General features: G+C 60.9%; 21 protein-coding genes and 1 other RNA gene. 10 read left to right on the plus strand and 12 right to left on the minus strand.

The genetic code is table 11. The features are described 5' to 3' along the window. Window positions 1-13 precede the first annotated feature (13 nt). From mraZ to N1937_RS14485, 7 genes are all read right to left on the minus strand, one after another. Window positions 14-451, minus strand: a complete 438-nt coding sequence (gene mraZ / locus N1937_RS14455; protein WP_024320776.1) for a division/cell wall cluster transcriptional repressor MraZ — start codon at window positions 449-451, stop codon at window positions 14-16. 411 nt (window positions 452-862) lie between these two features. Next, window positions 863-1,260, minus strand: an RNA gene (rnpB, locus tag N1937_RS14460) — RNase P RNA component class A. Window positions 1,261-1,416: 156 nt separating this feature from the next. Beyond that, a complete protein-coding gene (locus N1937_RS14465; RefSeq protein ID WP_017965112.1) occupies window positions 1,417-2,592 on the minus strand; it encodes an NAD(P)/FAD-dependent oxidoreductase in 1,176 nt (391 codons plus the stop codon). 11 nt (window positions 2,593-2,603) lie between these two features. After that, window positions 2,604-3,845 carry an NAD(P)/FAD-dependent oxidoreductase gene (locus N1937_RS14470; RefSeq protein ID WP_162115955.1) on the minus strand — a complete coding sequence of 414 codons (1,242 nt, stop codon included), beginning with the start codon at window positions 3,843-3,845 and terminating at the stop codon, window positions 2,604-2,606. 99 nt (window positions 3,846-3,944) lie between these two features. Further along, window positions 3,945-4,568 (minus strand): lytic transglycosylase domain-containing protein, encoded by a 624-nt coding sequence (locus N1937_RS14475; protein ID WP_162115954.1) that lies wholly within the window; start codon window positions 4,566-4,568, stop codon window positions 3,945-3,947. Window positions 4,569-4,829: 261 nt separating this feature from the next. After that, window positions 4,830-5,591, minus strand: coding sequence for an N-acetylmuramoyl-L-alanine amidase (locus N1937_RS14480; RefSeq protein ID WP_162115953.1), 762 nt, complete (start codon window positions 5,589-5,591; stop codon window positions 4,830-4,832). Further along, entirely contained in the window at window positions 5,588-6,295 is a 708-nt protein-coding gene (locus tag N1937_RS14485) for a J domain-containing protein (protein ID WP_260056446.1), read from the minus strand. The genes N1937_RS14480 and N1937_RS14485 overlap by 4 nt, the downstream gene beginning before the upstream one ends. Before the next feature lie 410 nt (window positions 6,296-6,705). Here N1937_RS14485 and N1937_RS14490 point away from each other — a divergent pair, with 410 nt between their 5' ends. From N1937_RS14490 to N1937_RS14500, 3 genes are all read left to right on the plus strand, one after another. After that, window positions 6,706-7,917, plus strand: a complete 1,212-nt coding sequence (locus N1937_RS14490; protein ID WP_017965117.1) for a pyrophosphate--fructose-6-phosphate 1-phosphotransferase — start codon at window positions 6,706-6,708, stop codon at window positions 7,915-7,917. 57 nt (window positions 7,918-7,974) lie between these two features. Next, entirely contained in the window at window positions 7,975-8,610 is a 636-nt protein-coding gene (locus N1937_RS14495; protein WP_017965118.1) for a LysE family translocator, read from the plus strand. A gap of 115 nt (window positions 8,611-8,725) precedes the next feature. Next, the gene (locus N1937_RS14500) at window positions 8,726-9,649 is read left to right on the plus strand and encodes a lytic transglycosylase domain-containing protein (RefSeq protein ID WP_170254966.1); all 924 of its coding nucleotides are present in this window, start codon (window positions 8,726-8,728) and stop codon (window positions 9,647-9,649) included. A gap of 23 nt (window positions 9,650-9,672) precedes the next feature. Here N1937_RS14500 and N1937_RS14505 read toward each other — a convergent pair whose 3' ends face one another. Continuing rightward, entirely contained in the window at window positions 9,673-11,103 is a 1,431-nt protein-coding gene (locus N1937_RS14505; RefSeq protein ID WP_170254965.1) for a serine hydrolase domain-containing protein, read from the minus strand. A 239-nt stretch (window positions 11,104-11,342) separates the two neighbouring features. On the opposite strand from N1937_RS14505, the gene N1937_RS14510 reads away from it, so the two are divergent. The 5 genes from N1937_RS14510 to N1937_RS14530 all read left to right on the plus strand — a co-directional run bounded on the left by N1937_RS14510 (window position 11,343) and on the right by N1937_RS14530 (window position 16,521). After that, on the plus strand, window positions 11,343-12,587 hold the full coding sequence (locus N1937_RS14510) for a DUF3419 family protein (RefSeq protein WP_017965121.1): 1,245 nt from the start codon (window positions 11,343-11,345) through the stop codon (window positions 12,585-12,587). Continuing rightward, entirely contained in the window at window positions 12,584-13,258 is a 675-nt protein-coding gene (locus tag N1937_RS14515) for a class I SAM-dependent methyltransferase (protein WP_170254964.1), read from the plus strand. The genes N1937_RS14510 and N1937_RS14515 overlap by 4 nt, the downstream gene beginning before the upstream one ends. A 127-nt stretch (window positions 13,259-13,385) precedes the next feature. Then, the gene (locus tag N1937_RS14520; protein WP_162115947.1) at window positions 13,386-14,183 is read left to right on the plus strand and encodes a glycoside hydrolase family 25 protein; all 798 of its coding nucleotides are present in this window, start codon (window positions 13,386-13,388) and stop codon (window positions 14,181-14,183) included. An 81-nt stretch (window positions 14,184-14,264) separates the two neighbouring features. Then, window positions 14,265-15,482, plus strand: a complete 1,218-nt coding sequence (locus tag N1937_RS14525) for a lytic murein transglycosylase (RefSeq protein WP_170254963.1) — start codon at window positions 14,265-14,267, stop codon at window positions 15,480-15,482. Window positions 15,483-15,615: 133 nt separating this feature from the next. Further along, on the plus strand, window positions 15,616-16,521 hold the full coding sequence (locus N1937_RS14530; RefSeq protein ID WP_170254962.1) for a DMT family transporter: 906 nt from the start codon (window positions 15,616-15,618) through the stop codon (window positions 16,519-16,521). Between the two features lie 479 nt (window positions 16,522-17,000). Here the strand turns inward: N1937_RS14530 and metF are convergent, their stop codons facing one another. The 4 genes from metF to N1937_RS14550 form a co-directional block, all read right to left on the minus strand. Then, on the minus strand, window positions 17,001-17,906 hold the full coding sequence (metF, locus tag N1937_RS14535; protein ID WP_170254961.1) for a methylenetetrahydrofolate reductase [NAD(P)H]: 906 nt from the start codon (window positions 17,904-17,906) through the stop codon (window positions 17,001-17,003). A 1-nt stretch (window position 17,907) separates the two neighbouring features. After that, a complete protein-coding gene (locus N1937_RS14540; protein ID WP_017965127.1) occupies window positions 17,908-18,933 on the minus strand; it encodes an ArsR/SmtB family transcription factor in 1,026 nt (341 codons plus the stop codon). A gap of 211 nt (window positions 18,934-19,144) precedes the next feature. Beyond that, window positions 19,145-20,794: an energy-dependent translational throttle protein EttA gene (gene ettA / locus N1937_RS14545; RefSeq protein ID WP_162115944.1), complete on the minus strand. Its 1,650-nt coding sequence runs from the start codon at window positions 20,792-20,794 to the stop codon at window positions 19,145-19,147. A gap of 98 nt (window positions 20,795-20,892) precedes the next feature. After that, complete coding sequence (locus N1937_RS14550) at window positions 20,893-21,633, minus strand: ribonuclease T2 family protein (protein WP_170254960.1); 741 nt, start codon at window positions 21,631-21,633, stop codon at window positions 20,893-20,895. Between the two features lie 159 nt (window positions 21,634-21,792). Here N1937_RS14550 and N1937_RS14555 point away from each other — a divergent pair, with 159 nt between their 5' ends. After that, window positions 21,793-22,722 carry an alpha/beta fold hydrolase gene (locus N1937_RS14555; protein WP_170254959.1) on the plus strand — a complete coding sequence of 310 codons (930 nt, stop codon included), beginning with the start codon at window positions 21,793-21,795 and terminating at the stop codon, window positions 22,720-22,722. A 29-nt stretch (window positions 22,723-22,751) separates the two neighbouring features. Further along, complete coding sequence (locus N1937_RS14560; RefSeq protein WP_170254958.1) at window positions 22,752-23,708, plus strand: DMT family transporter; 957 nt, start codon at window positions 22,752-22,754, stop codon at window positions 23,706-23,708. The last annotated feature ends 38 nt before the right edge of the window (window positions 23,709-23,746 follow it).

The raw sequence follows: 23,746 nt of genomic DNA on the forward strand, positions 1-23,746 counted from the left end.
TTTCCTCGTTCTTTCAGGAGCGCTTGCCCGCCAGCTTGCGCTCCCCTCGTGCTTGCGCCTGTGCAGCCACAAAAGCCTGCGGTTGCCAGAGCTGAAAATGATCCGCCCGACCGACGAAGGTCACTTCGTCCGAGATGCCAGTGAAGCCCCGAATGAAATCCGTGACCATCAGCCGCCCCTCGGCGTCGAGCTTCATGAAGACCCCGCCTCCATGAATGAGAAGCGACATCTCGTTCGCATCCGGCGAAAACGGATCCTCCGCAGCAATCTGCCGTTCGAATCTTTCGAGAAGATCCGGACCGCCGACGCTGATCGCCGGAAACACAAAGTCCTGAAAGCAGTAGAGCTCCTGGACGTTGCGCTGCGCCAGCACGGAACGGAACGCCGAAGGCACGGAGACCCTGCCCTTGGCGTCGATCCTGTTGGTCGCGTTCGAAAGGAAGCGGCTCATCACACGAAACATCCGTTCCCGCAGGGATCCGGACCAAAAAACGCCCGAAACTCCCGATATCAGGCACAGCTTCGCAAGCCGGATGAGCAAAAACCCTTCCGACGCTTCCGGAGAGGAAGACGCCTTTGCTTTGCGATGAATGGGCAGATGATTGCCCTGGTGCAGTGCGCATTTGGGATAGCATGGGACCATATGGGCGTCAATGGGATACGCCCATTTTGCAATGGACGCATGATCAAAAATTTATAAGCCGTTAAGTTTAACAAAGGGTTAGCAGCTCACCTTACAAATGACACGCATTGGTAAAGCTACAATGAAAATCCGTCCTATGGATGCATAAACATTCGCTTGAAAACAGCCGGTTTCAGCGACTTACGCGGAAAATCCGGCTGCCGCGCCGTTAAGATGGTAATCGCCAGTTGGCCTGTAAGCCGGGTTCTGTATGGCTCCGGCGTGAACCGGAACGTGGCAGCCATTCCTCTGGGACAGCGTTCGCACGCTGCCTCACGCAACCCACCCGGATGACTGGCCTGGAAACCGGCCGGAAGGCCTTTCGGCCTGCCGCGTCATCCCTATTCGGTCTTGCTCCCGGTGGGGTTTACCGTGCCATTTCCGTTGCCGGAGATGCGGTGGGCTCTTACCCCACCCTTTCACCCTTACCTGTCATGACAGGCGGTTTGCTTTCTGTGGCACTTTCCCTGAGGTCGCCCTCGCCGGACGTTATCCGGCACCGTGTTTCCGTGGAGCCCGGACTTTCCTCACCCTACCGCCTTTCGGCATTGGTAAAGCGCGGCTGCCCAGCCAACTGGCACGGCTCCCATAAACGAGAGGGATCGCAATTGCTATCGAAATAAACGATATCGCTCAGAGCAATTCCAGCAACACTGCGCATCGGTTTTGCGTCCGGAATTGCGGAACAACAAAAAAGAGAGCACCCCCGTGGTTCGGAGAAAAACGGAAATGCTCTAGCGAAATTGCGGTGTGAAATCCGTGGAATAGCCCTGTCCGCCGATTCCGCCTGACAAAAGCAGCTCGGCCCCAAGCCGGCCGATCTCGTCCGAGCTCTTGGCCGACGTTCCGGCACAGCCCGTGAGCACCGCGATTTCTGGCGATGAGGTGTAGCCAATCATCGGGTAGCCGCGTTCCGTATGCGACACGACGCAGGCCGCCGTCGAAATCGAGAGCGGCACGATATCGGGCACGAGACCTTCAACGATGCGTTTGAGATGCGCGCGCACCGTATCGCGGCCCTCGGTCTTGAACCAAGCGCGCATATCGGCGTCGTCGCTGAGTGCCATATCGTCAGGATCGCCGCCGATCTTCAAGTAGAATTTGCCGTCGGGATACCGGATCGGCGGCAGCAGGTAGATTTCGATGCCGGGCGCCCGGAGAATGAGCGACGGCATCGCGGCCAGGCGCGCAGCATCGGCCTCGCTTACCTCGAAAAGCGTCACGGTCCGGGCATAAACCGTCATGGCAACGGGCCGCGGCAACAGATTCTCCGCAATGGAAAATCCGCCCGCCGCCAGCAGCACTTTTTCACCGCGGCAGATCCGGCCGCCTGATGTCTCGACGACAGCCACGCCGCCCTCGCTGCGGATCGAAACGACATAGTCACGAATGACGGTGGCGCCTGCCTTTTCGGCGAGCAGCGACTGCGCCTTGACCAGGCTGCGCGGACTGATGTGGCCCGCCCCCTTCGCCTCGAAGACGCCGGCGCCACCATCAGGAAAGGCGAAAAAGGGAAAAGCGGCCTTCAGGCCGGCCCCATCGAGAAGGCGAGTCTCGACACCGAGCGAGATGGCGGCCTGTCGGGTTCTCTCGAGATAATCGCTCTGCGTCGGCGCGACGACGGCACAGCCGACCTCGCGATAGAAGTCGATGCCACTGTCGCGAGCGATCTCGCCATAACGGCCGATCGAACGGTTGGCGAGTAGGGCCCAATTGCGGTCGGGATCGATGGTACGGGTGATGCGCCCCTCGTCGTAATGGCTGGCGAAGACGCCCTGATGCGCCTTGCGGTCATCAGGCTCGTCCGGACCGATCACTGCGACACCGTCCACTTGCCGCGCCAGATGCCGCGCCGCCGCTGCCCCCATGAGCCCGCGGCCGACGACGATATATTTGAAATCGACTGCCATGCTTTTCGTCTCTACGACGCCGCCTGTCTTTTCAGACCCGCAAAGGACGCTGCATCATCTTGAATTGCTGCGAAGACCGGCGTCAGTTCGCCGCCGAAATCCTGATCGCCGAGCCGTCCTTCCGCCAGAAGTACCGCTCCCAGCCGCCCGAGTTCGTCGGAGGATTTGGCCGCGACGAAATTGCCCCCAGTCAGCACAGCGACGCGTGGCGACTGCGTAAATCCGGCATAGGGATAACCGGTCGGCGTGAAATTGGCCACGCAGGGCGCCGAAGTCACGCGGCAGCCGGCTAGCTCCGGCATCAGCTGCAAGGCAATACGCGAGAGATGATCGCGCTCGGCAGCACTGCCGTCGGAACGGAACCACGCGCCGGCATCCTCCAACCTCTCGAAGCAAAGCGGCTCGGTGTCGCCACCGAGTTTCAGATAGGTCTTGCCGTCGGGATAACGCACCGGCGGCAGGATATAGATGTGATCCTCTTCCCGGTCACCGAGCACGATCGTCGACGGCATATCGCCGAAAATCGCCATCTCGCGCTCGCCGATTTCGTAGAAAGCGACGGTGCGCGCCATAACCCTGGTATCGACGGGACGCGGCAGCAGGGCATGGAAATTGCCAAAACCGCCGGCGGCGACCAGCACACGTTCGGCGCTGTAACTTCTGCCGCCGGCCGTCACCTCTACATGGGAACCGGCGTCGTGCACGGATGTCGCGGTTGCCTCGATAAGCGAGACACCACCCTGTTCGGCAAGCTTGATCTGCGCCCGCACCAGCGCCCGCGGATTGATGTGGCCGGCGCGCTTACGCTCGAAATATCCGCTAAAATCAGGGTCAAAGGCAAGATAGGGAAAACGTTGGGGAAGCTCCGGCGGTGTGATGGTCTCGATATCGCTGCCGAGCGACCGGCTGACGGCCAGTGCCCGGTTGATATAGTCCTGCTCGTCCGTCGGGGTCGGACCGGCAAAGAGGCAACCGACCTCCGAATGGAAGGAAATGCCGCTCCTTGCCTCGACCTCGCCGTAGCGGTCGAGCGCGCGGGCGGCGAAGGTTCCCCAGGCAAGATTGCCGTCGAAAGTGCGGGTGATGCGCGCTTCGTCGTAGTGGCTGGCGAAGACGCCGTGATGGGCCTTGCGCTGGTCCGGCTCACGCGGGCCGATCAGCGCAATGCCGTCGGCCATCGAGGAGAGATGCCGTGCGGCGGCGGCACCCATCATGCCGCATCCGATGATGATGAACCTGAAATCGACTGCCATATCCCACCTCGTTTCAAGGCGGGATATCACGGCAAGCGTGCTGATTCATATCCGTAAAAATGCCGCAAGGGAATATCGTCCCGACGCGACTGGCTATGCTCAGTCGAGCATCGCTAGGACCTTGCCGCAATAGGTCTTCGACACCGGGTTCATGCGCGTGGCGGCATGACCGGCATTGTATTTTAGGATGGTGTTGCAGGTCTCGCCACCACCGAGATCATGGGCGGCAGCCAGATATTTCATGCCGTACTTGATGTTGGTTTCCGGGTCGAACAAGCCCTTGGCGCTGCCGGAATAGCCCATCATGCGGGCAGTGGCAGGCTTTATCTGCATGAGGCCGATTTCACCGTGGCTGCCGCGCGCATTCGGATTGAAATTGCTTTCGATGCGGATGACCGCGGTCGCAAGCGCAACCGGTACATTATATTGGTTCGCATATTTGCTGATCAGTGCGGAATAGTTATTGCCGGAAACATCGGCGACGGGATAGCCGCTCTGGCGCTCGACCGTCTTCAGCGGGCGTTCCGCCGTCTTGAGCGGACGCTTCGCGGGCTTGACCGAACGCTCCGCTTTTTTCAACGGACGCTCTGTCTTCTTCGAAGGACGCTCGACTTTCTTCACCGGCGCATCGGCTCGCACACCCCAACCATTCGCAAAGGCAAAGCTATTTCCCGCCAGCACCATGCCAACGCATGTTGCAGCAACAACAATCAGTTTTCTCATGTAGTCTTGAACACTCCGACCCAAAGAATTTCCGGACGGCGCGCCTCGCTGTCATAATGAATACCAGATCAAGGATGGATCTGGATTCGCGGTAATTCTTATCGTTTCATATAGCGCCCGCGGTTTAACTTGAAAACAACCCCCGGCACCGCTTAGCGGCGTTCTTAGACCATCGTAATGCGGAGATAATAGGGAAATGATGTGGCGAGGCGGTTTTCTCGCCGGTCGCCAAAAAACCGTCCTGATATCCGGCTCTTCCGGTCAGGAATAATGCGGCAACGCCGACAGCAACCGGTGCAGCGTGTCGATCGTCGAGAAATCGGCAATGCCATCCACCCGTTCGGGCCGGAAATGGCGCTGGAAAGCTTCCACGTCGCCTGCCGTTTTTTCGGAGAATTCACCCGTGATTTCAGTGCTGTAACCATAAAGAGACAGCATCGATTGCAGCGCTTCCACAGGTTGGCCGGTATCGCCGCGCTGGAAGAAGCGCCCACCGGTGATCGTTGCCGGCTCGACCCAGTGGCCGATGCCTGCCCGGTGGAGCTCGGCCCAGGGGAATTTCTCACCCGGATCGACCTTGCGGATCGGGGCGACATCGGAATGCCCGAGCACCCGTTCCGGCACGATCGACCAACGTTTGACACAGTCGCGACACAATTCGATCACCGCGGCGATCTGCTCTTTCGGATAATCAGGGAGCCCGCCGGGATGGCCGGCATTGGCGATCTCGATGCCGATCGACAGCGAATTGATATCGGTCTCGCCGTGCCAACTGCTTTTTCCCGCATGCCAGGCACGTTGCATTTCCGGCACGAGCTGCACCACCTCGCCGTTCTCATGCACGAAATAATGGCTGGAAACCTGGCTCTCGGCGCGACAGAGCCAGTCGAGCGCACCATCTGCCGTCGGCATGCCGGTATAGTGCAGCAGGATCATGTCGGGACGGCGCCCATCCGCCCGTTCGCCATGGTTCGGCGAAGGCTGCACGCGGGCGCTTCTGCAGTCGGCCTCGAAAGAGGTCATGCGGCGCGGCGTTCCTTCTCGATCGCCTCATAGGCCGCGTTCAGCGCCGCCATGCGCTCATTGGCGATCACATGGAATTCCTTCGGCACGCCACGCGAGATCAGCCGATCGGGATGATGTTCGCTGACGAGGCCGTAGTAACGGCGGCGGATGGACGGGAAATCATCCGAAGGCGAGACGCCGAGCACCTTGTAGGGATCGCCGCCGGACGAGACGTGGCGGGCGGCAATCTGCTCGAAGCGGGTCTCGCTCATCTGGAAGATCTCACCGATATGGCGCAGAAAATACAGTTCCTTCTCGTGGATCAGCCCGTCGGCCTTGGCGATGTGGAAGAGGCCGTCGAGCACGTCTTCCAGCACCGTGCAATTGGCCGCACAGGTGACGCACAGCGTGGAGAGTCGTTCGGCATAGGCTTCGTAGCCGGCAACGTCTTGGCGCGCGAGGTTATAAAGCCTGGCGACGTTCTTTGCCTGATCCTGCGGGAATTCGAAGATTTCGCGAAAGGCTTCGACCTCCTTCTCGCTGACGATGCCGTCGGCCTTGGCCATCTTGGCCGACAGCGCGATGATCGCCACGGAGAAAGCCACCTTACGCCGGGTCTCGGGATCGCCTTCGAAAACCGTGCGGATAGCCTCGACCACCGCAGACAGCGCATTGCCTGCAGTATTGCCAATGGCATTCAACAGTTTTTCCCAGAAGGACATCGAAAATCTCACACACTTGTCAACTTATAGGCAAACAGCTTGACCAAAGAATCGCAGCCTTTGCAAGGCGACTATTGGTCGTAGGGCCGAACACAGTTTTCACGATTTGGTAATTGTCGCACCGCAGCAAACGTTTCATCGCGCCCGCTTCATCTCGTATAAGGCGCCTGGCCGGCAGTCGCCGGCATCGCCCGGCACGTGGACTCCGGTGCGCGCGACGGAAATTTCCACAACAGTTCTCGGCAAGCAGATTGGGCTTGAAACGATTATATCGTACTTCCAGTCGCCTTTGCAGTCCAACGCGGCAGAAAGGCGCGCTTTTCGTAAATTCTTTACTTTACAGGCCCCTTTCCCTGCCGCATCCATGCGCTAGGTAACGCCGCCGCACCAAAAACGCCATAGGAGGGATCATGGCCAAGCAGAAAGTCGCAATGCTGACCGCCGGAGGCCTGGCGCCTTGTCTCTCTTCCGCTGTCGGCGGCCTCATCGAACGCTACAGCGACGTCGCGCCCGATCTCGATATCGTCGCCTACAAGTCGGGCTACCAGGGTGTGCTCATCGGCGACAGCCTCGAGATCACCCGCGAGATGCGCGAAAAGGCGCCGCTGCTGCACCGCTATGGCGGCTCGCCGATCGGCAATAGCCGCGTCAAGCTCACCAATGCCGCCGACTGCGTCAAGCGCGGTCTGGTCAAGGAAGGCGAGAACCCGCTGCGGGTCGCCGCCGAACGCCTTGCCAATGACGGCATCACCATTCTCCACACGATCGGCGGCGACGACACGAACACCACGGCCGCCGACCTTGCTGCCTACCTCGCCGCCAACGGCTACGATCTGACCGTCGTCGGCCTGCCGAAGACTGTCGACAATGACATCGTACCGATCCGCCAGTCGCTCGGCGCCTGGACGGCCGCCGAAGTTGGCGCGCATTTCTTCGACAATGTCGGCAACGAGCAGACGGCCGCGCCGCGCACTCTCGTCATCCACGAGGTGATGGGCCGCCATTCTGGCTGGCTGACGGCCGCCACCGCTCGCGCCTATCTCCAGCGCACCAGCGGCAACCAGTATGTCGATGGCCTGATGATGAACGCACATCTGAAGAGCATCGACGCCGTCTACCTTCCTGAGATGGCCTTCGACCTCGACGCTGAGGCCGCCCGTCTGAAGGAGAGCATGGACCGCAACGGCCACGCTACCGTCTTCGTCTCGGAAGGCGCCTGCCTCGACGCCATCGTCGCCGAGCGCGAAGCCGCCGGCGAGACCGTCAAGCGCGACGCCTTTGGCCATGTGAAGATCGACACGATCAATGTCGGCGCCTGGTTCCAGAAGCAGTTCGCCAATCTCTTGAACGCCGAGCGTTCCCTCGTGCAGAAATCGGGCTATTTCGCTCGCTCCGCGCCTGCCAACGGCGACGACCTCAGGCTGATCCAGAGCATGGTCGATCTCGCCGTCGAAAGCGCTCTCAATAAAATCTCCGGCGTCACCGGGCACGACGAAGGCCAGAACGGTAAATTGCGCACTATAGAATTCCCGCGCATCAAGGGCGGCAAGACTTTTGATCTTTCGACGGGATGGTTTGCCGAAGTCATGGACAATATAGGCCAGAAATACAAAGAAGCGTGATTGACGGATGGTTAATATGATGTCTTTGCTTATTCCTGAGGAATAGGAGGAGACACCATGTCACTTGAAGCTTGGCTCGCTTTTGCGGCTGCATCCGCCATCATGCTGGCCATACCGGGACCGACGATACTGCTCGTCGTTTCCTATGCGCTCGGTCATGGACGCAGGACGGCGTTTGCGACGGTGAGCGGCGTGGCGCTTGGTGACTTCACGGCGATGACGGCTTCTCTCTTCGGTCTCGGCGCCGTTCTGGCCGCCTCCGCGACCCTCTTCACCGTCTTGAAGTGGATCGGCGGCGCCTACCTGATCTGGCTGGGAATCAAGCTCTGGCGGGCTCCCATCATCGGCGAACCGGTTGCCGACAACGACAATCTGCCGGAGGAGAAGTCGCTCAAGATCTTCCTCCACGCCTATGTCGTCACCGCCCTCAATCCGAAGAGCATCATCTTCTTCGTCGCTTTCGTGCCGCAGTTCCTCAATCCGGCCCTGCCCTTTGTCGGGCAGATGGCGATCATGGAAGCGACCTTCCTTGTACTGGCGATCCTCAACGCCTCCACCTACGCTTTTCTCGCCCATACCGCGCGCGGATTGATTCGCAAGGCGAGCATCCAGCGCGCCGTAAACCGCACCGGAGGCACTCTGCTGATCGCTGCAGGTGCCGTAACGGCCGGGTATCGCCGTATTGCAGCCTAGAAATATTCCGTGGTTGCCGGAATGTCACGAATAGGTTAATGGGGTCACCAGGGCTTAAGGTTTTTAGTAACTTTTATACGCTGCCGGGGCGGCGCGATTTCACGAAAGTGGCGGAATGGTAGCGATCGGATTATGCGGCCTGAAACGCAGTCTTGTCGTTTCCACGATACTCTGCGGCATGATAACGGGATGTGCGAGCGTCGAATACACGTCCCAGGCCGAACTGACCGCTGTCCAGACCGTCGTGCCGATGCCGAAACCCGGCGAAGATGCAACACTCGCCGCGATCCCGACAGCCGAAGGTGCAGCCGTGGCCGACGCCACCATTCCCCAGGCATCATCCTCCTCCCTGACCGCAACGGCGATGCCGGCCGTGACAGCTTCTCAGCCTGGCGATCTTACAATGCAGCCGGCAGCCTATGCGCAGATCCCGCTGACGCCCGAGATGACGGCGATCCAGTCCGTCGTGCCGACGCCGCGTCCGGGAACGCCGGCACAGCCGACGACGCAGCTTGCCTTTGCCGCCACACCGCAGAACAGCGCGCTTGCAGCACTGGCCGCAGTCGACACCACGCCGCGCGCCAGCATGGACTACGGTTTCGACGAATCCGGGCCGATCGATCCGCCGACGGCGCCACCGATGTTCAGCGATGACGACAAAGACGATGCGCCGACGGTCGAGAAGAGCTTCGTCACCAAGCTCATCGCCAAATATTCGAAGCTCTACGAAATTCCCGAGACGCTGCTCCACCGCATCGTCCATCGCGAGAGCCGCTATAATCCGAAGGCCTACAACAAGCGCGGCTATTTCGGCCTCATGCAGATCAAGTACAACACCGCCAAGTCCATGGGTTATGACGGTGCCCCGGGTGGCCTCTTTGATGCCGAGACCAACATCAAATATGCCGCGAAATATCTGCGCGGCGCCTGGCTCGTCTCCGACAATAAGGAAGACGATGCGGTCCGCCTCTATGCGCGCGGCTATTATTACGACGCCAAGCGCAAGGGCATGACCGACATCGCCCAAGGAAATTATTGAAATCTGGAGATAACGGCTGAAGCCTATGGCAGCGGCTGAGCTTGTCGTTGCGATCCGGCCTGCTGCTGCGGCGCCCCCGATTGCGGCAGGTCCGCCAGGATCGCCTTCAGCAGCACCTGCGGCTGATAGTTGAGCCGGCTCGGCGTCAGGCCAAGTCTGACGACCACCAGATTGGCGGAAGGCACGATCGCCATGCTCTGCCCGTCATGCCCCGTCAGCCAGAACGTATCCTCCGGCAGCCCGGCCTCAGCGCTCGAGCCGTCGCCGGGGCCAGCCAGCCAGGCCTGGCCTTGCGTATACCGCCCATTCGAAGCCGTCGTTGGAGTGCGCATGGCGCCGACGAAACCCTCCGGCAACAGCCGCTGGCCATTCCAGACGCCGTCCTGGAGCAGGAACTGCCCGAAGCGCGCCCAGTCATGCGCCGTCGCATAGAGATAGGAGCTTCCGGCAAAGGTGCCGCGCGCATCGAGCTCGAACACGGCGCTCGTCATGCCGAGCGGCGAAAACAACGCATCGTGCGGATAAGAAAAGGCCGCCTGAGTATTGCCGACCCTGTCCATCCAGATGCGCGACAGCAGCACGGCCGTGCCACTCGAATAGCGGAAGCGTTGGCCGGGTGCGGCCTCCATCGGCGCATTGGCCGGCAGCGATACCATGTCGGGATTGAGGTAGAGCATGCGCGTCACATCGGCGACGTCGCCATAGTCCTCATTGAAGGCAAGGCCGCTCTCCATGCCAAGCAGGTCGGAAACCTTGATCCTGGCGCGCGCATCGTTCTTCCACTGCGCCAGCAGCTTATCATCGTCGAAGGAGATCTTGCCCCCGAGCATCAGCCGGCCGAGGATTGTCGCATTCACCGTCTTCGTCATCGACCAGCCGATCAGCGGCGTCTTCGCCGAGAAGCCGGGGCCATAGGCCTCAGTGACGATGCGGCCATCGCGCACCACCACGATCGCCCGCATTGCCGGGCCGGCAACTCCGGTATCGGCAAGCAGCGCGGCGATCTTTCCGTCCTGCCGATCGCCGGTGCCCTCACCCTCCGGCCATAATGCATCGTTCGCCTGCACCTTGGCCGGCGGATCGAAGGGCACCGCATTCGCCGCCGCCTCGAAATTGCCGTCCGGCACGCTCGTGCAGCCGAAAGCGCCGCGATAGAGCGCATAACTCGGCGCAAACAGCCCCATGAAGCGCGCCGTCACACGGTCGTTGTCGCGGTCGACGCTGACGCGCACCAGCCGCAGCAACGGATTTCCGGGCGCCTGGACATCGTCATGGAGCACATCCTCAGCCTCTCGGCCAGCAATGAAGACGTTGGAACAGACGATCTTGGCGGCATAACCGTCGCCGACGCGCAGCAATTCCGGCGGCCGGATGAAGAGCCAGGCGGCAGCAGCGATGACGACGAGAACGAGAAGGAGAGCGAGCGCCTTCAGGACACGCAGGACAAATCGCATGGCATTCCTCCCTGCCGGGAGAGAAGCAGGAATCGCACGCGCCGGAAAGGGGCCGGAACGAAGAAGGCTCGTCATTGCGATCACTTTCCCAGGAGTGCGGGCAATCGATTTTCGCGAGAGCAAACGATCGCTCTCCCAAGGAGGTCGAAGTCTCCGAAGAACGGTGCCCCACAGCCCGCGTCATCAAACTGTAGCAGAGGCGCGTTACACGCCCTGAACGCTAAAAAGGTGACAGACTCATGTCAGAATTTGCACCGGATGCCGGCTTCCGCAAGAACCGGAAACTCAAGGACGCCCTTCTCCGCCACAAGGCTTTTTCGAAGGATGGCTTTTCCGAGCGTCTCTTCGGCCTTCTCTTTTCCGGCCTCGTCTATCCGCAGATCTGGGAGGACCCGGATCTCGACATGCAGGCGATGGAGCTGAAGCCCAACCATCGCATCGTCACCATCGGTTCTGGCGGCTGCAACATGCTCGCCTATCTCTCCAAGGCGCCGGCCTCAATCGACGTCGTCGATCTCAACCCGCATCACATCGCCCTGAACCGCCTGAAGCTTGCCGCCTTCAAACACCTTCCCGGCCATGCCGATCTCGTCCGCTTCCTGGCGATGCCGAACGAGAAGTCGAACAGCCGCGCCTACGACCAGCATCTCGCCGCCCGCCTCGATGAGGCGACCCGCAGCTACTGGAACGGCCGCAAATTCGGCCGCCGCCGTGTCACCGTCTTCGACCGCAACATCTACGAAACCGGTCTGCTCGGCCGCTTCATCGGCGCGGCCCATCTTCTTGCCCGCCTGCATGGCGTCAAGCTGCGCGAGATGACCAAGACCCGCTCGATCCGCGAGCAGCGCCAGTTCTTCGACGAGCAGATCGCGCCGCTCTTCGAAAAGCCGGTCGTGCGCTGGATCACCGGTCGCAAGAGCTCGCTCTTCGGCCTCGGCATTCCGCCGCAGCAATATGACGAGCTCGCAAGCCTTGCGGCCGATCATTCGATCGCGCCGGTTTTGAAGCACCGCCTGGAAAAGCTCGCCTGTCATTTCCCGATGAGCGACAACTATTTCGCCTGGCAGGCCTTCGGCCGCCGCTACGGCACCGAAGCGGAAGGCCCGCTGCCGACCTATCTGAAGTCGGAGCACTATGAGGTGATCCGTGCCAACGTCGACCGCGTCAACGTCCACCACGCAAGCTTTACCGAGCTTCTCGCTCGCGAGCCGGCCGCCTCGCGCGACCGCTACATCCTGCTCGACGCACAGGACTGGATGACCGACGAGCAACTGAACGACGTCTGGACTGAAATCACCCGCACGGCGCGCGAAGGCGCCCGCGTGATCTTCCGCACCGCCGCAGAAAAAAGCATTATCGAAGGCCGCCTGGCGCCTGTGATCCGCGACCAGTGGGATTACTTCGAGGAGAAGTCGCGTGAACTGACCGCGCTCGATCGTTCGGCAATCTACGGCGGCTTCCACATTTACGGGAAGAAGGCGTGAGCAAGGTCGGCACTGAGGCGGCAGGAAAGAGCAATGAACATGCCAGCCTGATGGATGGCATGTACCGCTACCAGCGGCACATCTACGACCTGACCCGCAAATATTACCTTCTCGGCCGCGACAGCACGATCCGCAATCTCGACGTGCCCGAAGGCGGCACTCTGCTTGAAGTCGGCTGCGGCACCGGGCGCAACATGGCCTTCGCCCACAGGCATTTCCCGACCGCCAAACTGTTCGGCCTCGACATTTCACAGGAAATGCTGATTTCGGCGCGCAAGACCTTCGCCACCAAGGCGACGATCCCGGAATTCCGCGTCGCCGATGCCACGGCGTTCACACCGCGCGAATTCGGCGTCAGCGGCTTCGACCGCATCCTGATTTCCTATGCCTTGTCGATGATCCCGGACTGGGAGCGCGCCGTCGATGCATCGATCGCCGCACTCAATCCCGGCGGCCAGCTGCACATCGTCGATTTCGGCCAGCAAGAAGGTTTGCCGGGCTGGTTCCGGCGCATGCTGCAGTCCTGGCTTGCGAAATTCCACGTCACCCCGCGCGCCGATCTGCGTGAGGTTCTGGAAGCGCAAGCCCATGAAAACAACGCGATATTGTTGTTCGATACCGTCGGCGGCGGTTATGCCTGGCGGGCCGCCATTATCAGCAAGCGCTTATAATTCGCTTGAAACTAACCGATTTTTTACGTTGATATGGTGAAAAGAGGATTATTCCTCTGCTGGGCTCGTCATCTTCGAAGGTCAGGCTGTGGGGCAAAGAGATCATTCGAGTTACGACAGGACGCCCATGCGCCGGTTTTTGTTTTGCGTTTTGCCCCTGGCCATCCTGCTGGCCGGCTGCAGCTCTTCCGGTCATGACTATCTCGAAACGGCGTCGATCAAACCGAAGACACGCTTCAAGGATACCGATCCGCAGGATTTCGGGGCGAAGCATCCGCAGGAGAACGCGATCCACGGCATCGACATCTCCAAATGGCAGGGCGATATCGACTGGGGCACGGTGAAGAATTCCGGAGTGGCCTTTGCCTTCATCAAGGCGACGGAAGGCAAGGACAGGGTCGATCCGCGTTTCGACGAATACTGGCGCGAGGCCCGCGCCGCCGGCATCCCGCACGCTCCCTATCATTTCTATTATTTCTGCTCCTCCGCCGACGAGCAGGCCGACTGGTTCATCCGCAATGTGCCGAAGGAGGCCATGCGCCTGCCGCCGGTGCTTGACGTCGAATGGAACGCCGAATCGAAGACTTGCCGCTACCGCCCCGACGCTGAAACGGTGCGTGCCGCAATGCAGCGTTTCATGGATCGGCTGGAGGCCTATTACGGCAAGCGCCCGATCATCTATACCTCGGTGGATTTCCATCGTGACAATCTCGCCGGCTACTTCCAGGATTATCATTTCTGGGTCCGTTCAGTGGCAAAACATCCCGAGGTGACCTACTCCGACCGCCGCTGGGCCTTCTGGCAATATACCTCGACCGGCGTTATTCCCGGCATCAATGGTCCCACAGATATCAATGTCTTCGCCGGCAGCGCAAAGAACTGGAACAATTGGGTCGCGGCCGTTTCCAAGGATAGAAATTCTTAGTAACGTCTTGCGATGTTTCTTGCTTCCGTCACATTCGTCTGTGAAAGCGACGGCAATCTGTTTGATATAAGGACCGCATCCATGCACCGCTCGCTCACAAGCCGCTCTGCACTCGCTCTTCTGTTTGCCCTCGCCCTCGCAGGCGGCGCGGCCGCCCAGCAGGCGCCAGACGCAGCCCCGGTAGCGCCCTGCGGCGGCGATCTGTCAGCCTTCCTCGACGGCGTCAAGAAAGATGCGGTCGCAGCCGGCGCAAGTGCGGCAGCCGCCGACGAGGCCTTCGCCGGCGCCGAGATCGACCCCAAGATCCTGAGCCGTGATCGCGCTCAGGGCGTCTTCAAGCAGACCTTCCTCGAATTCTCCCAGCGCACCGTCAGCCAGGCCCGCCTCGACATCGGCCGCCAGAAGATGAAGCAATATGCCGACGTCTTTGCTCGCGCCGAGCAGGAGTTCGGCGTACCGCCGGGCGTCATCACCGCCTTCTGGGCGATGGAAACCGATTTCGGCGCCGTCCAGGGCGATTTCAACACCCGCAACGCCCTGGTGACGCTGTCGCATGACTGCCGCCGCCCGGAACTCTTCCGCCCGCAACTGATCGCCCTCGTCGAGATGGTTCAGCACGGCGACCTCGACCCCGCCACCAATACCGGCGCTTGGGCCGGCGAGATCGGCCAGGTGCAGATGCTGCCGCGCGACATCGTTGCCTATGGCATGGATGGCGACGGTGACGGTCATATCCGCCTGAAGCAAAGCAGCCCGGACGCCATCCTGACGGCGGCGAAATTCATCCAGCATCTCGGCTTCGAGCGCGGCCAGCCCTGGCTGCAGGAAGTGACTCTGCCCGATAATCTGCCCTGGGAAAAATCCGGCCTCGGCGGCACGATGAAAGCGGGAGAGTGGTTCGCGCTCGGCGTCAAGCCGCGCGACGGCAATACCGCATTCGGCAACCTCGAAGGCGACCTCGTTCTGCCGCAGGGCCGCATGGGGCCGGCCTTCATCGCCTATCCCAATTTCAAGATCTATCTCGAATGGAACAAGTCGTTCATCTACACGACCTCGGCTGCCTATTTCGGGACGCGTCTTTCGGGCGCCGAGCCCTATCTCAAGGGCGTGCCGGAACAGGGGCTCGCCAGCGACCAGATGAAGGCGCTGCAGACCAAGCTGCAGTCGCTTGGCCATGATGTCGGCGAGATCGACGGCATCCTCGGCTCCGGCACGCGTGTCGCGATCCAGAAGGAACAGCAGCGCCTCGGCATGCCCGCCGATGGCTGGGCGACGCCTGCCCTTCTCAACGCTCTCTGATCTCCGCTGACTTTTTACCGCCGCCCGCTTCGCAAGAAACGGGTGGCGCGATCCGCTGCTTGCGCTAAAGGATCAAGTCGAAATCCGGTGCCGGCTCTCGGCAAGACGAGCGGCTCACGGTGGAGGAAGCGACGTGGACAGCAGGATGAATGCTTGGACCTGGGGCCTGCTGGTCCTGCTCGGCCTGATCTGGGGCGGCTCCTTCTTCTTTGCCCGCATCGCCGTCCAGCATGTGCCGCCGCTGACCCTCGTCTTCTTCAGGCTGCTGCTCGCGGCGCTGGCGCTGCATATCTATATCGCCGGCCGTTTCGACTTCTATGCGATCCTCAAGGCCCGCTGGCGCGAATTCCTGATCCTCGGGCTCATCAACAATGCCCTGCCGCACGCGCTGATCTTCTTCGGCCAGACCCGCATCGGCGCCGGTCTTGCGGCGATCCTGAATGCGACGACACCGATCTGGACCGTGCTGATCGCCAACTACTTCACCTCAGACGAAAAGCTGTCGCCGGCAAAGATCGCCGGCTGCCTCGTTGGCCTGATCGGAACGATCGTGCTGATCGGACCCGGCATGTCGGCCGGCGGTGAAGCCCCGCTCTGGGCACTGCTTCTTCCCGTGCTTGCCGCCATCTCCTATGGCTTCGCCGCCACTTACGGCAAACGCTTCAAGGATGTTCCTGCCCCTGTCACCGCAGCCGGCCAGTTGACCGCCTCCTCGCTGATTGCGCTGCCGCTGTCGCTGCTGACCGATCGTCCCTGGGCGCTTGCCGCACCGCCGCTGGATGCGCTCCTGGCCATCCTGGCGCTGGCGCTACTGTCGACGGCCTTCGGCTACATCCTCTATTTCCGGATCATGGCGACCGCCGGCGCCACCAACGCCTCGCTCGTCACGCTGCTGGTGCCGCCGAGCGCCATTCTTCTCGGCGTGCTTTTCCTCGGCGAAAGGCTCGCACTTGGCGAATTGGCCGGCATGGGGCTGATCGGTTTCGGCCTCATCATTCTCGATGGCCGCGCCTATCGCCTACTGGCGAAAGCTGTTTGAACCGGTTGCGAATTTCGTATGTTTTCAACCGGTTGCCGATCCGCCATGTTTTAGGCGCACAGGTAAATCCACAATCGCCTGATTTAACGGCATGTTAAATTGTGTGAACAAAAAACTGTTGAAAATTATCTATTTATTTCAAAGGCTTGCAAGCGCACCATTCGACTTATCCACCGAACCGTTCTGCAGCGCAGCATAAGATCTGCTTCCCAACCGACATATTTCAGACATATTATCGGCCGGTTAACGCGAGGAGACAGACATGGGACTCACGCAATCCTTGAATGTTCTGTTGGTCAGTGCTGCGTTTGCTTTCGTCTTGTCCATGCTCTTCATCTGAGCCGGCCGACGAAAGTGTGACGACTGATAGTGCCTGAACTCCTGAATAGCTGATCAATCCGCCAACGAAAAAGCGCATGTCCCGCCCGACATGCGCTTTTCACTTTTACAGCGCCGCGCGTCTTTCAGACGCGCAAAGATCAGGCGGCTGCGCCCGCACTTTTTGCCGCCGGACGGGAGAGGCCGAGATTGTCGAGCACGGCGGAAACCAGCGGCGCGCGGTTCATCGTATAGAGATGGAAATCATGGATGCCACGCCGGACGAGATCCTCGATCTGTTCGGCGGCGACCTCGGCGGCGACCTTCGCCCGCTCCTCGGGCTTGTCGTCGAATCCTGCAAAGCGTTCGTCGAGGAAGGCGGGGATGATTGTGCCGCAGGCCCCGGCGAAGCGTTTCAGCTGCGTCAGGTTCTGGATCGGCATGATGCCGGGCACAACGGGGATCGAGATGCCGGCGCCGCGCACCCGTTCCAGGTAGCGCTCGAAATTGTCGTTGTCGAAGAAGAATTGCGTCAGCGCCCGGTCGGCGCCATTGTCGGCCTTGCGCTTCAGCATGTCGATATCGGCCGCCGTATCGCGGCTCTCCGGGTGTTTTTCCGGATAGGCGGAGACCGAAATCTCGAAATCGCCAATTTCCTTGAGGCCGGCCACCAGCTCCGCGGCATTGGCATAACCGCCTGGATGCGGCTGGTAGGGCGCGCCGGCGCCGCCTGGCGCATCGCCGCGCAGCGCCACGAAATGCGTCACGCCGGCTTTGCGGAAGGTGTCGACCACCTGGTGCGTCTCTTCCTTCGTCGCACCGACGCAAGTGAGATGCGAAGCAGTGGCAAGCGGCGTCTGCGACAGGAACCGCGTGACGGTGGAAAGTGTCGGCGCTTTGGTGGTGCCGCCGGCGCCATAGGTCACCGACACGAAATCCGGGTCCCAGTCCTGCAACTGGCCGACGGCGTGCCAGAGCTGGCCTTCCATCTCCTCCGATTTAGGCGGAAAGAATTCGAAAGAGACTCTAATGTCGTTGCGGTCGCGTGCTTCGTTTTTCAAAGCCATGTTATACCCTCCCGGCAAATGTAGGTTCAGCGCCCTCGCTCGTCTGCGAAGCCATCAGGCGCCTCGGATCGCGCGCGAGCCAGACGGTGACCGTCAAGCCTTGCCCGCTTTGCTGACCCGGATGAAGATCGACGGCCTGCTCGACGTCGAGCCCGGCCTTGCGCAGCCAGTCGGACATCGCCTGGTGCGAAAAGCCGAGACGGACATGCGCATGCTCGTCGCGGAGATATTCGAGCGTGTGCGGCGCCAGGTCGATGACCACGAGCCGACCGCCCGGCCGGAGCATGCGCGCCGCTTCCGTGATCGCAATTTCCGGCTGATCGAAGAAATGCAGCACCTGATGGATCGTCACCAAGTCGAAATCCTGTCCCTCGAACGGCAGGTTCAGGATATCGGCGTGGCGCACGGTGGCCTTGGTGATGCGGGACTTGTCGAGATTGGCGCGCGCCACGCTCAGCATGTCACGGCTGGCATCGACGCCGATCGCCCGGCGGTAGAGGCCGGACAGAAGCTCGAGGATGCGGCCGGTGCCGGTGCCGAGATCAAGCAGAGAATCGATCGGCTGGTTACCGAGCAGCCGGATGACGGCAGCGTCGACCTCCTCATCAGCCGCATGCAGGCGGCGAAGCTCGTCCCATTCGGCCGCGTTGCGGCTGAAATAGGCCTGCGCCCGCTCGGCGCGCTGACGCTTGACTTGCGACAGCCGCTCGCCATCGCGAAGGATGGTCGGATCGTTCTCGGAGACATGCTTGAGCAGGGCCCGCACCAGCATGGCCGCCTTGCCATCCTGCTTCAGACGGAAATAGGCCCAAGCGCCCTCCTGATATCGTTCGATCAGTTCGGCTTCGCCGAGCAGCTTCAGATGGCGGGAGATGCGCGGCTGGGACTGGCCGAGAATTTCGGTAAGATCGGTGACCGTCAGGTCGCCGCCGTCAAGAAGCGCCAGAAGACGCAGGCGCGTGGGCTCGCCGGCCGCCTTCAAGACGTCCACCAGCGCATCCAGTCCAAGCTTCAACGGTTCGCTCATCTCTAATCCAATCAAGACATAAAGATATCTTTATGTGATTTGAAAAGCAGTGGCAAGCAGCAATTCGCTCTCTCCACGAAATTGCCTGCTCAGATTGCGACAGAGCCCGACATCAAAAAGCCCCAGCGAATGAACTGAACCCCGAGGTTGGATGTCCAACTTTCGGGGTCAGTTCAGAACCGGGGCTCTCACAAACGAAAAATGGGTGAAATCAGCGTGTCAGACGCTTATGGGCCTGGCTGCCCGGGTTGAGGGCGTCGGGGCCGAGACGACGAACCTTGTCCTGTTCATAATCCTCGAAGTTGCCTTCGAACCATTCGACATGGCCGTCGCCTTCGAAAGCCAGAATATGCGTCGCCAGCCGGTCGAGGAACATGCGATCATGGCTGATGATGATGGCGCAGCCGGCGAAGTTTTCCAGCGCGTTTTCAAGGGCACCCAGCGTTTCCGTATCGAGGTCGTTGGTCGGTTCGTCGAGCAGCAGAACGTTGCCGCCGGCCTTCAGCATCTTGGCAAGGTGAACGCGGTTGCGCTGACCACCGGAGAGATTGCCGACCTTCTGCTGCTGATCGCCGCCCTTGAAGTTGAAGGCGCCGCAATAGGCGCGGGAGTTCATGTCGAACTTGCCGAGCTTGATGATTTCGGCGCCGCCGGAAATTTCCTCCCAGACCGTCTTGTCGGCCGCAAGGGTGTCACGGCTCTGGTCGACATAACCGAGATGCACGGTTTCGCCGATGCGGATCGAACCCCCATCCGGCTTTTCCTGGCCGGTGATCATCCTGAATAGCGTCGTCTTGCCGGCGCCATTCGGGCCGATGATACCGACGATGCCGCCGGGCGGCAGCTTGATCGACAGGTCGTTGATCAGGGTGCGGCCCTCGAAGCCCTTGGTGACGCCCTCCATCTCGATGACCACCTGGCCGAGGCGCTCGCTGACCGGGATGATGATCTGCGCGTCGCCGGGACGCTGCTTCTCGGCGGCATCCACCAACTGCTCGTAGGACTTGATACGGGCCTTGGACTTGGCCTGACGGGCCTTCGGGCTGGAAGCGATCCATTCCTGTTCGCGGCTGATCGCCTTCTGGCGCGATGCGTCTTCGCGGCTTTCCTGCAGCATGCGCTTGGCTTTCGCCTGCAGGTAGGCCGAATAGTTGCCCTCGTAAGGAATGCCACGGCCGCGGTCGAGTTCGAGGATCCATCCGGTGACGTTGTCCAGGAAGTAGCGATCGTGGGTAATCATCATCACGGCGCCCGGATAGTCGCGTAGATGTTTTTCGAGCCAGGCGATGGTTTCGGCGTCCAGGTGGTTGGTCGGTTCGTCGAGCAGCAGCAGGTCCGGCTGCGAAAGCAGCAGGCGGCAGAGCGCGACACGGCGTCGCTCACCACCCGAAAGGCTGGTGACATCGGCGTCGCGCGGCGGGCAGCGCAGCGCTTCCATCGCCATTTCGACCTGGCTTTCCAGATCCCAGAGGTTCTGGCTATCGATGACGTCCTGAAGCTTGGCGCCCTCTTCCGCCGTCTCGTCGGAATAGTTCATCATCAATTCATTGTAGCGATCGAGGACAGCCGTCTTCGAGGCAACGCCTTCCATGACGTTCTCGAACACCGTCTTGTTTGCATCGAGATGCGGCTCCTGCTCCAGATAGCCGACGGTCGCACCTTCGGCGAGCCAGGCTTCGCCGGTATACTCCTTGTCTTGGCCTGCGATGATGCGCAGCACGGTGGATTTACCCGCGCCGTTCGGACCAAGGATACCGATCTTGGCATCCGGGTAGAACGAAAGGTGGATATTCTCCAGGATCTTCTTGTTGCCATAGGCCTTGTTAAGGCCGGACATATGATAGATGAACTGACGTGCCATGCTGCGCTGCTCCGGGCGGGAAACTTCGATTGTGCCGCTATGTAGGCGAAACAGCGCCTGCGGGCAACGCCGAAACCCGGTTTACTCAGGATTTCCGGTCAAAAGCCCGCAGCGTCGACGACGCCCTCGTCGCAGCCGAACGACGTTTTTCCCGCACCCTGGATCAGATCGGCGAGGCCCGTACTTTTCGCCGATGCCGCCCCGGCGGCTTCCGAAAGCCCGATCGTCAGCTCGCTGATCAGCCTGACATTGCCGGCCCGTCGGCAGCTCATCTTGACGCGGTCGCCGGCGCCCGGCCCGAAACTCTTGTCGAAAGCCGCCTTGATCGCGTCGGCCTTGACCGGCTTGCCGATGTTGGCAGCGAAGAGATCGCGCACGGCCGACGCGTTCAGTGCGCCCACCAGATGCACGCCGACACCGAAATAGTCGTCGGCGCTCATCTTCGTGCAGGTGCCATGCTTCACCCATTCATGCCGTTCCAGGCCGGATTCCGTGCCGGGCATCGCCTTTGCCAGCGCCGTCTTCGTCTCGGCCGCAAGCGTGACCTCCGGCAGCTTGTTCCAGTCGCCATCCTTGTCGGCGGTCTTCTGCTCGGCGCTCACCCCGCAATAATCCTCCCGCATCGGCCAGAGCCCGTGCAACGAGAAGTTCGTCGCGTCGGGGCGCTCGCCGGTCTGGCTTGCGCATTCGGCCTTCTTCTGGTTCGTCTGGCAAAAGGCCGGCTGCCAGCTCGCCGCCAGAATGAAGCGGGTGCGCCCGCCAGCCTCCTGCGCCACGGCGGCGCCGGCAACAACCATCGACAAGGCAATCGTCAAGGTACGCAACTGCATGCTGCTCATTTCAACCCCCAAAAAAAGAACAATACAGGAACAAATAAGCACGAAGATCGAAAGGCCGCAACCCTGAATCGCAACAGGGCCGCAATTTATTGTCGGATAATCAAGCACCCATGTTGCAATTGCCCAGCGATCTGGTCTGTTGCCGCCGGGAGGATCCATATGTTTGCTGAAACGCAAAGGCTGGCCGTGCCTGGGGCGTCGCTGGCCTATCACCATGCCAAGGCCGAAGCTGCAGCTCGTGGCATCCTGTTGATATCGCACGGCTTGGCCGAACATTCGAAACGATACCGCTCCTTTGCCGAGGCGATGGCGGCGCGCGGCTATCACGTCTATGCCCATGATCACCGAGGCCACGGCGAGACGACGGCACCCGATGCGCCGATCGGTCGCTTTGCCTGGCGGGGTGGAGTCGAAAAGGTGGCCGGCGACGTCATCGCTATGCGCGGTTATGCGGCCTCCCGCCATCCCGGCCTGCCTGTGATCCTCTTCGGCCATTCGATGGGCGGCCTCATCGCCCTCAACGCTGCCGTCACGGCTCCGGCCGACTTCGACGCCGTCGCGATCTGGAATTCGAATTTCGCCGTCGGCCTTGCCGGCCGCGCCGCCCAGGCGATCCTGCTTGCCGAGCGCATGCTGAAGGGCTCCGACGTGCCGAGCGGCCTGCTGCCGAAGCTTACCTTCGGCACCTGGGGCAAATCCATTCCCGGCCGCCGCACCGAGTTCGACTGGCTGTCGCGTCTTCCCGATGAAGTCGACAAGTATGTCACCGATCCGCTCTGCGGCTTCGACGCCTCAGTCTCTCTCTGGCTCGATCTCTTCGAGCTGACCTTCCGCGCGCCGCAGAAAATCCACCTCGACCGGCTGCCGCGGGACATGCCGATCCATCTCGTCGGAGGCGGGGAGGATCCTGCGACGGAGCGTGGAAAAGCCCTGCTCTGGCTGTCAAACCATTTGAAAGGGCAAGGCTTCTCCCGTATCAGCACTGAGATATATCAGGACATGCGTCACGAAACACTAAATGAGATCGGCGCGGATGCGGCGATCGCAGCCTTCGCGGACTGGTGCGACAGGGCCGTCGCAGGATCCTGAGCGACCAATATCCTGACAGGGATTTCATCATGAACAGCACCTCCGCCCGCCCTGTTTCGTCCGCCTCCGACGTGACGATGGGGCTTGCGCTGATGTTTATCTCGGTGATGTTCTCGCCGATCATCGATATCTTCGCCAAGCTCGCCATCCTCACCGTCCCGTCCGCCGAAATCACCGCCGCCCGCTTCGCCGTGCAAGCGCTCTGCATGCTGCCAATCGTCGTGTGGCGGCGCAGCTTCGCCGATTTTTCCTGGCGCCAGAGCCTGTTCCACGCGATCCGCGGCGCGATCATCACGATCTCGATGATCTCCTTTGTCACTACGCTGAAATACATGGCGGTCGCTGACGCAATAGCGATCTTCTTCGTCGAACCGATCATGTTGACGATCCTCGGCGGTATCTTCCTGAAGGAGATGATCGGTTGGCGGCGTTACACGGCCTGCGGCGTCGGCTTCTTCGGAGCGATGCTGATCATCCAGCCGAGTTTCGAAGAGGTCGGCTACATCGCTCTTCTGCCTGTCGTCAGCGCCTTCTGTATTGCGATCTTCGTGCTGATGACCCGCGTGCTCTCGCATAGGGAAGATCCCTGGTCGATGCAGTTCCAGATGGGCATCTGGGGCCTGCTCTTCTGCATCATCCTGCTTTATCTCAGCCGGGGAACCGGCTCCGACATCTTCGATCCGGTCATGCCGGAAGGCCGCGCCTGGTTCTATCTCGCCGGCGTCGGCGCCATGGCCGCGATATCGGGCATCCTTGGCGTCTATGCTTATCGCGCAGCACCGGCTTCAACGCTGGCGCCGCTGCAATATTTCGAGATCGTCTCGGCAACGATCTTCGCCTGGCTGGTCTTCGGCGACTTCCCGAACGCGCTCAAATGGCTCGGCATCATAATCATCATGGCGTCTGGCTTCTATATCCTCTGGCGCGAGCGGCGCTTTGCATCGAAACCGGTATCCGATACATCAGAGGCGACGTGGACGCCGTAAATCTAGAATGAGAGTACAATTCCGAAAACCGCTCACAC

It is taken from the genome of Rhizobium sp. WSM4643, from assembly GCF_025152745.1.
Lineage (GTDB): Bacteria > Pseudomonadota > Alphaproteobacteria > Rhizobiales > Rhizobiaceae > Rhizobium > Rhizobium leguminosarum_I.